Annotated in this window: 12 protein-coding genes; 8 read left to right on the top strand and 4 right to left on the bottom strand. The window is 62.2% G+C overall.

Going from position 1 to position 8,631, the window contains the following annotated elements:
* Positions 1-23: 23 nt before the first annotated feature.
* Positions 24-1,661, bottom strand: coding sequence for a phosphoethanolamine transferase (locus ASN89_RS25285; protein WP_058051184.1), 1,638 nt, complete (start codon positions 1,659-1,661; stop codon positions 24-26).
* Between the two features lie 196 nt (positions 1,662-1,857).
* Here ASN89_RS25285 and ASN89_RS25280 point away from each other — a divergent pair, with 196 nt between their 5' ends.
* Positions 1,858-2,433, top strand: a complete 576-nt coding sequence (locus ASN89_RS25280) for a type 1 glutamine amidotransferase family protein (RefSeq protein ID WP_058051183.1) — start codon at positions 1,858-1,860, stop codon at positions 2,431-2,433.
* On the opposite strand, the gene ASN89_RS25275 is transcribed toward ASN89_RS25280, so the two are convergent.
* The 3 genes from ASN89_RS25275 to ASN89_RS25265 all read right to left on the bottom strand — a co-directional run bounded on the left by ASN89_RS25275 (position 2,430) and on the right by ASN89_RS25265 (position 4,672).
* The gene (locus tag ASN89_RS25275) at positions 2,430-3,875 is read right to left on the bottom strand and encodes a serine hydrolase domain-containing protein (protein ID WP_200969127.1); all 1,446 of its coding nucleotides are present in this window, start codon (positions 3,873-3,875) and stop codon (positions 2,430-2,432) included. The genes ASN89_RS25280 and ASN89_RS25275 overlap by 4 nt on opposite strands.
* 85 nt (positions 3,876-3,960) lie before the next feature.
* On the bottom strand, positions 3,961-4,290 hold the full coding sequence (locus tag ASN89_RS25270) for a hypothetical protein (RefSeq protein WP_058051181.1): 330 nt from the start codon (positions 4,288-4,290) through the stop codon (positions 3,961-3,963).
* 7 nt (positions 4,291-4,297) lie between these two features.
* Entirely contained in the window at positions 4,298-4,672 is a 375-nt protein-coding gene (locus tag ASN89_RS25265; protein WP_058051180.1) for a hypothetical protein, read from the bottom strand.
* Between the two features lie 331 nt (positions 4,673-5,003).
* On the opposite strand from ASN89_RS25265, the gene ASN89_RS29225 reads away from it, so the two are divergent.
* The 7 genes from ASN89_RS29225 to ASN89_RS25235 form a co-directional block, all read left to right on the top strand.
* Positions 5,004-5,189: a hypothetical protein gene (locus ASN89_RS29225; protein WP_138829092.1), complete on the top strand. Its 186-nt coding sequence runs from the start codon at positions 5,004-5,006 to the stop codon at positions 5,187-5,189.
* A gap of 240 nt (positions 5,190-5,429) precedes the next feature.
* On the top strand, positions 5,430-5,618 hold the full coding sequence (locus ASN89_RS29220; protein WP_058051179.1) for a hypothetical protein: 189 nt from the start codon (positions 5,430-5,432) through the stop codon (positions 5,616-5,618).
* A gap of 193 nt (positions 5,619-5,811) precedes the next feature.
* On the top strand, positions 5,812-6,006 hold the full coding sequence (locus tag ASN89_RS29215) for a hypothetical protein (protein ID WP_058051178.1): 195 nt from the start codon (positions 5,812-5,814) through the stop codon (positions 6,004-6,006).
* Between the two features lie 60 nt (positions 6,007-6,066).
* Positions 6,067-7,080, top strand: a complete 1,014-nt coding sequence (locus tag ASN89_RS25250) for an ATP-grasp domain-containing protein (RefSeq protein ID WP_058051177.1) — start codon at positions 6,067-6,069, stop codon at positions 7,078-7,080.
* Positions 7,062-7,928 carry an SDH family Clp fold serine proteinase gene (locus ASN89_RS25245; RefSeq protein ID WP_058051176.1) on the top strand — a complete coding sequence of 289 codons (867 nt, stop codon included), beginning with the start codon at positions 7,062-7,064 and terminating at the stop codon, positions 7,926-7,928. The genes ASN89_RS25250 and ASN89_RS25245 overlap by 19 nt, the downstream gene beginning before the upstream one ends.
* Positions 7,922-8,437 (top strand): MauE/DoxX family redox-associated membrane protein, encoded by a 516-nt coding sequence (locus ASN89_RS25240; protein WP_058051175.1) that lies wholly within the window; start codon positions 7,922-7,924, stop codon positions 8,435-8,437. Before ASN89_RS25245 ends, ASN89_RS25240 begins: the two co-directional genes overlap by 7 nt.
* The coding region (locus tag ASN89_RS25235) for a hypothetical protein (RefSeq protein WP_152988693.1) at positions 8,437-8,631 on the top strand (195 nt) is incomplete at its 3' end. The genes ASN89_RS25240 and ASN89_RS25235, both read left to right, overlap by 1 nt.

Raw genomic sequence — 8,631 nt, 5'->3', positions numbered from 1 at the left:
TCCCGCGGCGGCGCCGGGCCTTTTTATTGGCGGCCGCGCTGGTAGCGCAAGCCATTCATGAAGCGCTGCACGGGCGTAAAGGCGCTGCTGAGGATATCGTCATGCGCCGCGTAATAGCGCGTTTCGATCTTCAGCAAGCCCAGCACGGTCGCATCGAGTTTGTCCGTCTGATACGGCCGGCTTTCCAGCGCGGCGCGCGCCCCCTCCGATTGCGGCGCTTGCCGGTTGTCCCAGATCAGCATGGGAATTTCATAGCCGCTCTTGTCCGACGCGGAATGACCCGCATGATTGCGGCTGTAGCCCACTTCCTGCCCATGGTCGGATACGAACAGCAGCGAGGCCGCGCGATCCGTCTTGGCCTTTTCCGCCATGCCGATCAGGGTGCCCAGCACGTAATCGCCATAGCGAATGGCGTTGTCGTACTCGTCGCGCTGGTTGCGTATCCAGCTCGACCTGCCCTGGTGCTCCATCTGTGCGCTGACAGCGTCGTGCGCCCGGTCGAAATGCGCGAAGCGGCGGGGATAGCGCATGTCATAGCTGGGATGCGCGCCCAGCAAGTGCACGACGATGAGTTTTTTCGGCGCTTCGTCGCGCAGCGCGTGGGCGAACGGCTGGAACAGGTTGCCGTCAAAATTGTTTTCGCCACGGCCAGTGCCATAGTTGATGAAGTCGCTTTCATCGGCCTCGCCCGCCAGCAACCCGATCCAGCCATCGTTGCGCGTCTGGTTCGATACCCAGAACGTCTTGTAGCCGGCCGCCTCGGCCAGCATCAGCAGATTCGGCTTGGCCATCCACGCGTCCGGGTTGCCGATATCGGCGGGCGTGAGCATCGTCATCATCGATTCCACGGTGCTGGCGGCCGGCGAAATCACGTCATTAAATACCAGCAGCTTCGAGCGCATCGCGTCGAGCCGGGGCGTAGTCGCCCGCGCATAGCCATACAGCGACATCGAGGCGCGGTTCGTGCTCTCGCCGATCACGAGTATGACGGTGCGCGCATCCTCGCCCGCATAGCGCACGTTCCAGTCGCGCGGCGCGGCCATGGCCGCCGTCAGCGCGTGCTGCATCGATTTCATGGCGTCCAGCTGCGCGCTGTACTGCTGGTAGCGCAGCGGCCAGAACAGGGCCGGATTTTCGCGCCGCATCGTGGTGTTGACGTGCAGCAGCACGAGAAAGATCGCCATGCAGGCGGCAAAGCATTTTTGCGCCAGGCCAGGCGCGGCAACGTCGCACGCCGCTTGCCAGCGCTGCAACTGGCGGTCGGCCAGCAGCACGGCCGCCGTCACGAGCAGGAAGCCGCCGGCCGATTGCGCCAGGGCGACGCTGTTGTGCAGAAAAAACTCGCCCGTTTCGGCTTGATCTGTCGCAAACATGGCTTGCAAAACCGCATTGGGATTGGGGCGCATGCCAAAATAGCCACGCAAAAATCCCTTGATGGCGGCGTCGAGGTAAAACACGGGCACGACGACGCGCAGCAGCACGGTAATCGCACGGGCGCTGGAACCGCCACGCCACACATGCAGTACGCCGCCCACGCCCAGCAGGAAGGCCGCCAGCAAGACGGCCAATTTCAGGCATTCGTTCGCGCTTAATTGATCGAAGAGGAAAAAAACCAGCAGGCCAGCGATGCTGAGCAGGACACGGCAAAACAGAATCAGCATGGAGGCGACAAGTAACAGGCATGGAAGGAGATGCCCGTGCGGACGGGCCCGCGATTGTAGCGCAGTCTGTTGCAACTTGTACCATTATTTCCACGCGCTCCTGACAGAAACTGTCAGTACTTTTTATTATGATTTCGGCACCAGCGGGCTAGCCAGCCTGTACTATTGATATCACCACTTGCGACAGGACTTCTTCATGACACGTGCCATCACCATTCTGACCGAGAACTTTGCCGATTGGGAAACCGCCCTGCTCAATTCCACGGCGCGCCTGTACTACGGCTTTTACACGCAGTTCGCCACGCCGGGCGGCTTGCCCGTTACCTCGTCCGGCGGCATGCTGGTCACGCCGCAACTGGCGCTGGAAGAGGTCAATCTCGATGAACTCGACTTGCTGATGGTATGCGGCGGCAGCTTCTGGCAAAGCGGCAAGGCGCCAGACCTGGGCCCGCTACTGCGCGCGGCGCGCGACAAGGGCGTGGTGCTGGCCGGCATTTGCGACGGCACGCGCGTGCTGGCGCAGGCGGGCGTGCTCGACACCGTGCGCCACACCTCGAATTGCGCCGAGAACCTGACGGATACGGGCTATGCGGGCGCGGCCCTGTACCAGGACGTGCCGTGGGCCGTGGCCGACCAGCGCGTCATCACGGCGCCCGGCACGGCGCCCGTCACCTTCACCAGGGAAGTCTTGCGCGCGCTGGGCATCGCCGATGACAACCTGGCCGCCTATCTGGCCATGCACGGCGCGGAACACGGCAAGGCTGCCAACTAGTCGACGCCCAGCGCGCGCAAGCGGGCCACGGCGTGCGTATTGCCGGGGTCCAGTTCCAGCGAACGGCGGTAATGCGTGGCGGCCAGGTCCTTGGCGCCGTCCGCCTCGTACGCTTCGGCCAGGCTGTCGTGGCCATTCGCCCCTTGCGGATACAGTTGCACGCCAAGCTCGAAGACGGCGACGGCCTGTTTCGGCTGCTGCCGGCCCAGCAGGCGGTAGCCCCAGGCATTCAAGTCGTCTTCCGTGGGCTTTGGCAAGCCGTGCTGGCGCAGGATGGCCGCCAGCTTCTGGTCCAGCCCCTCGAAACCGGCGCTGGCCGCCCGCTTGCGCAGCAGGTGCGCGGCATACGCGCCGCCCCGCTGCTGGCGCAGGGCGGGAAGATAAAAGCCGGCGACGGTATCGATCAGCTGTTCCGGCTGGCCACCGGCCAGGTTGCTGAGGATAATGACGGCCAGGCCATCGTTCGGATACACATAAAAGGCCGAGCGGCCACCGCCGATGCCGGCCACGGCGCGGTGGCCATCGCGGCCGATGGTGGGCCACCCCAGCGCCCACGGCGCCGGCTTGCCGTCATTCAAGCTGGTCGGCTGCCACAGCCGTTCTACAGCGGCGGGGGCCAGCAAGCGTCCCGACTGCAGCGCGATAAGCCAGTTGACCAGTTCACCCGCATTGCTGTTGATGCCGGCCCCGGCGCGCATGAACACGGGAAAGTCTTCGATCACGTTGCGGTAGCCTTTGCCGCCCCGGTCCAGCACGTAGGAACTGGCCTTGTTGGCGACCACGTCCTTCGCGTCGCCAAAGCCGCTGTGCGGCATGCCCGCCACGTCGAATTGCCGGCGCTGGATGAAGGCGGTAAAGGGCTGGCCGCCCTGGCGCTCGATCAATTGCGCCAGCAACACGTAATTGGTCTGGTTGTAGCGGTAGCGCTGGCCTGGCGGGGCTTCCACGGCCAGCGCCTGCACGGCTGTCCACGCCGCATCGACGTCATCCGGCTGCGGCCCCACCAGCTTGCCGCTGCGTTGATCGAGCACGTCGGGCAAGCCCGAGGTATGGTTGAGCAATTGCGTCACCGTCACGGCTTGCCAGGCGACAGGCAGCCCCGTCAGGTACTGGCCGATAGGGGCGGCCAGGTCGACCTTGCCCTCCTGCACCAGCTGCATCGCGGCGACACCAGCAAACGCTTTCGTTGCCGAGTTGATGGAAAACAGGCTGGCGTCCGTCACCGGCACCTGGTATTGCACGTTGGCCAGGCCGAAGTTGCGCTTCAGTACGATTTTGCCATGCTGTATCACGGCCAGTTGCAGCCCTGGAATCTGGCGCTCCTGCATTTCGCTGCGCACGAAGGCGGCAATATCGTGTTCGGCACGGGACGCCTGCGCATGGCTGGCGGGGATGGCGGCAAGCGCCATGACGAGCAGGACAGACGGGAGGCGTGGCTTCACGATGCAGCTTTCGGCAAGAGAAAACGGAACCGCAGCATCCCATACCTATTTGTCAACGTCAACGACAATCTTGCCATTCAGAAAGTTACTCGTCCAGCCACACATCCTCGTACCCTTCCCGGTCGAGGATGAACTTGGCGCCGCTGGGCAAGGCAAGGTAATCGACTACCTGCGGCAGCATTTCATGCAGGTGTTCCGCATGCAGGGGCTGGTAAAAGTCCAGCGCATCGTCATGTTCGCCGCAGTGGATGAACCAGCTGATGGTGCCGTTTTCCGGCAGCACGATGCGCGTGCCGTAGATGGGCGACTGCGCCAGGCTGGCGATGGCCAGGGCCACCATGGGCTCGGGCGCTTGCGCCGGCAGGCCGAATTTGTCGCAGATGCGCTGTTGTGTTTCACTGATCGGTGCGGTCATGGTGCTTTCAGGATCCAATGTAGTGGTAATGGAGGCGCAGCGCGCCATCGTGGCCGGACATTTCCAGGTGCAAGATCGCCTCGCCGGGCTTGCCATCGGCCAGCAACAGGCATTCCATACCCAGCGGTCCGGCATCGGTCGCATACATGTCGACGGCGGGACGGCCGCCCTTGCCCGGCACGAAGGCTTGCGCCAGCGGCGCCAGGGATAGCGTCTGGCGTGCCGTAAAATAGCTGTCGAGCGTCTCGATGATCTCGTCGGCCACGGCCGCCGACAGGCCCCAGTCGCGCTGCAACGCAACAGGATCGCGCCCGTCCAAGGTCCGCACGAAGGCGGCGGCCTGCACATACGCCTGCTGCCGCAGGCTGTCGGTAATATCCATGCTGCGACTCCTCTCTCTTAATCAGGCGCCATTATAGTGCGCCACCCCGCGCAAGCGCCATCCATTCCCCGCCATAATCATCCGCATGCACCGCGATAGTGCGGCGCAATAATATTTGCTCCATCCCGATATTTAAATCCCACAATTATTATTTATCGATTGATAATAATATCGGAACATTGCGTGATATTTGGTGATTATTCTAAAAATGCAGTCGCGCGCACAATTCAATTTCACGTTGACGCTTAATTATTGCGGCGCTAATATCGTAAAGCCATTCATCGTGGCCAACAGCTCAAGCCGTACTTAACCATCACAAGAGGATAGTACAATGCAAAACCAACCAAAATTGTTCGCTTTCAAGCTTGCTGAGAAAAAGATATCAACCCCGCCTACCCCGCCCACCGAATGGAAGGTACGTACCGGCGTTGCCGTCGCCGGTTGCAGCGAAGTCGACCGATTCCAATACCGCTACTCTTCCACCATCAATTCCCGCGATACCGGCCAGTTCTGCTGAACGCCGCACCCGCATCCATTCAACTTATGACGGGAAGTTCATTTAATTCCCGATGCAAACACGCTTGCACCATTTGCGGCGCGGTTTCCCCGTGCGTGCGGCATTCATATCGATCGATATTTATTTTTTAAATTTTTAATTTATTGGTTGACGCGGCATTCTTTAAAAATTAGCATTTGAAAGCCAAATCAACTGGCACTCAAAACAGGCAGTACTTAACCATCACAAGAGGATAGTACAATGCAAAATCAAACCAAATTGTTCGCGTTCAAACTGGCAGAAAAACAGGTGCAAAAACAGGCGGCGCCCGCCACCGCCTGGAAAGTGCGCGACGGCGTCGCCGTGGCTGGCTGCACCGCCGTTGGCACCCATGATCAATATCGCGACTCTTCGCGGCTCAAGCCGAACGACAGCGGCCAGTATTGCTGATCTTCGCTGCACCCTGGAACCTCGCCCCTGGCGGGGTTTTATTCCAATCCCGACTTGATGAATTGGCGCCAATTGCGGCGCAGTGTATTCCTGCGCGCGGCATACATACCATTATTTACGATTCTTTATCGATAAAAGCCGGCGCCACTGGAGATTCAAAAAAGCGGCACTTAACCACGACAAGAGGATGACAATGCAAAAACAGAATCAAACCAAGCTGTTTGCTTTCAAACTGGCGGAAAAGGAAACAGACAAGGAAGTCAAGCAACCATGGCAGGTGCGCGATGGCGTAGCCGTGGCCGGCTGCACGTATTACGGCGATCCGGAAGATTACAATCTGCGCGACAGTTCGCGCTTTGCGCCCAACGATACTGGCGTGTATTGCTGATACCTTAGCCAACTGAAGGCCTTGCCACGGCAAGGCCTTTCCTTCGCAGCAGGCCCCTGAATGCATAAAAAGGTATTAATTATCAGCCATAGCGGCGATTTGCACGCCGACCTGGTTTCCCAGATACTGGCCGACCGCGGCCATGTCCCCTTCCGTATCGACCTCGACGCCTTTCCCCGCGATTACCAGCTGTGCCAGCGCCTGCTGGACGGCCGCGCCAGCGCGCGCCTGCACCGCTTGCCCGATGGCGACTGGCTTGACCTGCAGCAAGTGGGCGCCGTCTGGCTGCGCAAGCCGGCCGACTATGCCTACGCCAGCGCCGACCTGACGCCGCAGGAGCGCGCCTATGCGCAGCTGGAAACCGAGCAAGCCATCTTCAGCATGCTGTACGGGCTCGATTGCTACTGGCTCAGCCATCCGCTGGCCCTGCGCGGCGCACAATGGAAAGGCGAACAGCTTGCGCGGGCCGCGCGCATGGGTTTCCGCGTGCCCGCCACCGTGATCACCAACGTACCCGACGACGTGCGCGCTTTCCGCGCGGCCGTCAAAGGACCCATCATTTTCAAGAGCATGTCCACGCCAAGCCTGGCCGCCGAAACCGTCGAAGATGCAGACAGGGTCAGCGCCGGCATCGGCACCACCATCGTCGACGATGCCATGCTGGACAGCCTGGACGCCGTCAGCGAACTGAGCTGCCAGTTCCAGGAATATATCGCCAAGCAATACGAATTGCGGATCACCGTGATCGGCAAGCAACTGTTTGCCGCACGCCTGTATTCCCAGGACGATGCGCGCACGGCCATCGATTCGCGCGACATGTCGGCCCCCATCCGCTATGAAGCCGCGACCTTGCCGGATGACATACGGCAGCGCTGCCTCGCTTTCGTGCACAGCTATGGCCTCGAATATGGCGCACTGGACCTCATCGTCACGCCCGAAGGCGAGTATGTTTTCCTGGAAAACAATCCTGTCGGTCAATTTTTGTATGTGCAACAACTGGTGCCCGCCTTGCCCCTGCTGGAAAGCGTGGCCACTACCCTGATCGAAGGAGCGTTATGCCGCAGCCAGAACTGAGCCAGATCCCCGTCCAGCTGCGCGAACTGGAGCTTGTGCGCGACAGCCGCGCCATCGTCCTGGCCGCCTCGCACCTGGACATGGAACTGCTGCCCTCCCTGTACGAGCTGTGCCAGGGCATCGGCCCTGTGGCGCGCCTCGACGTGGTGCTGCACGGCCGCGGCGGCATCGTCAACGCGGCGCGCCGCATCGCCATCCTGCTGCGCCAGCATGCGCGCCACCTGAGCTTTATCGTGCCCTTCCACTGCCAGTCGGCAGCCACCCTGCTGGCCTTGGGCGCCGATGAAATCATCGCCGGCGACCTGGCCCTGTTCTCGCCCATCGACCCGCAGCTCGATGGCGTCGACGGCGGCGCCATTTCCAGCTTGGACATCAAGGTGTTCGGCGACATGGCGCAGCAGTGGTTCGGCGTGGATGCGGCCGAGGCGCGCCAGCAATCGCTGTCCTTGCTGTGCGGCAGCATCTTCCCCCCTTCCCTGACGGCCTTTTACCGCACCACGCTGGAACTGTCGCAGATCGGCGAGGAATTGATCGCATGGCAATTGCCCGACGCCACGCCAGAGGCGCGGCGCGCCATCGTCGCGCAACTGGTGACGGGCTACCACTCGCACAACTATGCCCTGACGCGCGAAGAGCTGGCCCAGCTGGGCTTGAACATGGCGCGCGATGCCCACGCCGAACGGCTGGCTTGGGCCATCTCGACGCAATTGCAATCGAGCATAGGCGGCGCCCTGCGCAGCGCGCCCGACGAAGCGTGGAATGACGCCCTGCTGGCCTCGCGCGACGGCGTGCAGCTGCGGCGCCAGCGTCCGGGCGGCTTTGCGCCGCTGTGGAGCACGCAATGCTGACAGCTCTCCCCTTTTTGTCCGATATCGTGCGCTATGTCATCGCCTTACTGCTGCTGGCGGCCAGCGTAGGCAAGCTGCGCAGCTACGGGGAATTTCGCGGCAACCTGGCCACCTCGTTCGGCCTGCCGTCCGCCGCCGCCCAATTCGCTGCGCCAGCCCTGGTGGCGGCGGAACTGCTGCTGGCCGGCTGGCTGCTGGCAGGCGGCACGTACCTGCCGATGCTGCTGTCGCTCTTGCTGCTGAGTACCCTTACTGGCGTCCTGGCCTGGCGCTACTTTACGCACAGCGTGGTGCGCTGCAGCTGCTTTGGCGAAGCGGCGCGGCCCGTGTCGCAGTACGACCTGCTGCGCAACATGCTGGCGGTGGGCATCAACGGCAGCTACTTTGCGCTGGCGCAGGAAACGGCCTTGCCCATCGCCACCTCCCTGTTGGCCGCCGGCCTGGCGGCCATCGTCTGCGTGGCCGTGATTTCCCTGCACGACATCGCAACTCTGGCAAAGGCGGGCTGATGGATGCCCTGACTTTACAGTTCGTGCTGGCGGCGCTGGCCTTTGCCGTCGCCGGCAATATCTGGCTGACCCTGGCGGTGCTGCGCGCCAGCCGCCGCGAACGCATCGCGCCCACTGCGCTGGAGCCGGGCGAGCCGCTGCCTGCCGTGCAAGCCCGTCCGCTGGCTGGCGGCGCGCGTTTCCAGCCGGGCGCC

It is taken from the genome of Janthinobacterium sp. Ant5-2-1, assembly GCF_001445815.1.
GTDB lineage: Bacteria > Pseudomonadota > Gammaproteobacteria > Burkholderiales > Burkholderiaceae_D > Janthinobacterium > Janthinobacterium lividum_E.
Note: the sequence above shows the minus strand (reverse complement) of the source record. Positions and strands in the feature narration are given on the sequence as shown.

Bases quoted from the DNA above. Each gene is read 5' to 3' on its own strand.
- ASN89_RS25285 (WP_058051184.1), bottom strand. From the start codon at position 1,661: ATGCTGATTCTGTTTTGCCGTGTCCTGCTCAGCATCGCTGGCCTGCTG.
- ASN89_RS29215 (WP_058051178.1), top strand. From the start codon at position 5,812: ATGCAAAAACAGAATCAAACCAAGCTGTTTGCTTTCAAACTGGCGGAA.
- ASN89_RS25265 (WP_058051180.1), bottom strand. From the start codon at position 4,672: ATGGATATTACCGACAGCCTGCGGCAGCAGGCGTATGTGCAGGCCGCC.
- ASN89_RS25270 (WP_058051181.1), bottom strand. From the start codon at position 4,290: ATGACCGCACCGATCAGTGAAACACAACAGCGCATCTGCGACAAATTC.
- ASN89_RS25250 (WP_058051177.1), top strand. From the start codon at position 6,067: ATGCATAAAAAGGTATTAATTATCAGCCATAGCGGCGATTTGCACGCC.
- ASN89_RS29220 (WP_058051179.1), top strand. From the start codon at position 5,430: ATGCAAAATCAAACCAAATTGTTCGCGTTCAAACTGGCAGAAAAACAG.
- ASN89_RS29225 (WP_138829092.1), top strand. From the start codon at position 5,004: ATGCAAAACCAACCAAAATTGTTCGCTTTCAAGCTTGCTGAGAAAAAG.
- ASN89_RS25245 (WP_058051176.1), top strand. From the start codon at position 7,062: ATGCCGCAGCCAGAACTGAGCCAGATCCCCGTCCAGCTGCGCGAACTG.
- ASN89_RS25240 (WP_058051175.1), top strand. From the start codon at position 7,922: ATGCTGACAGCTCTCCCCTTTTTGTCCGATATCGTGCGCTATGTCATC.
- ASN89_RS25280 (WP_058051183.1), top strand. From the start codon at position 1,858: ATGACACGTGCCATCACCATTCTGACCGAGAACTTTGCCGATTGGGAA.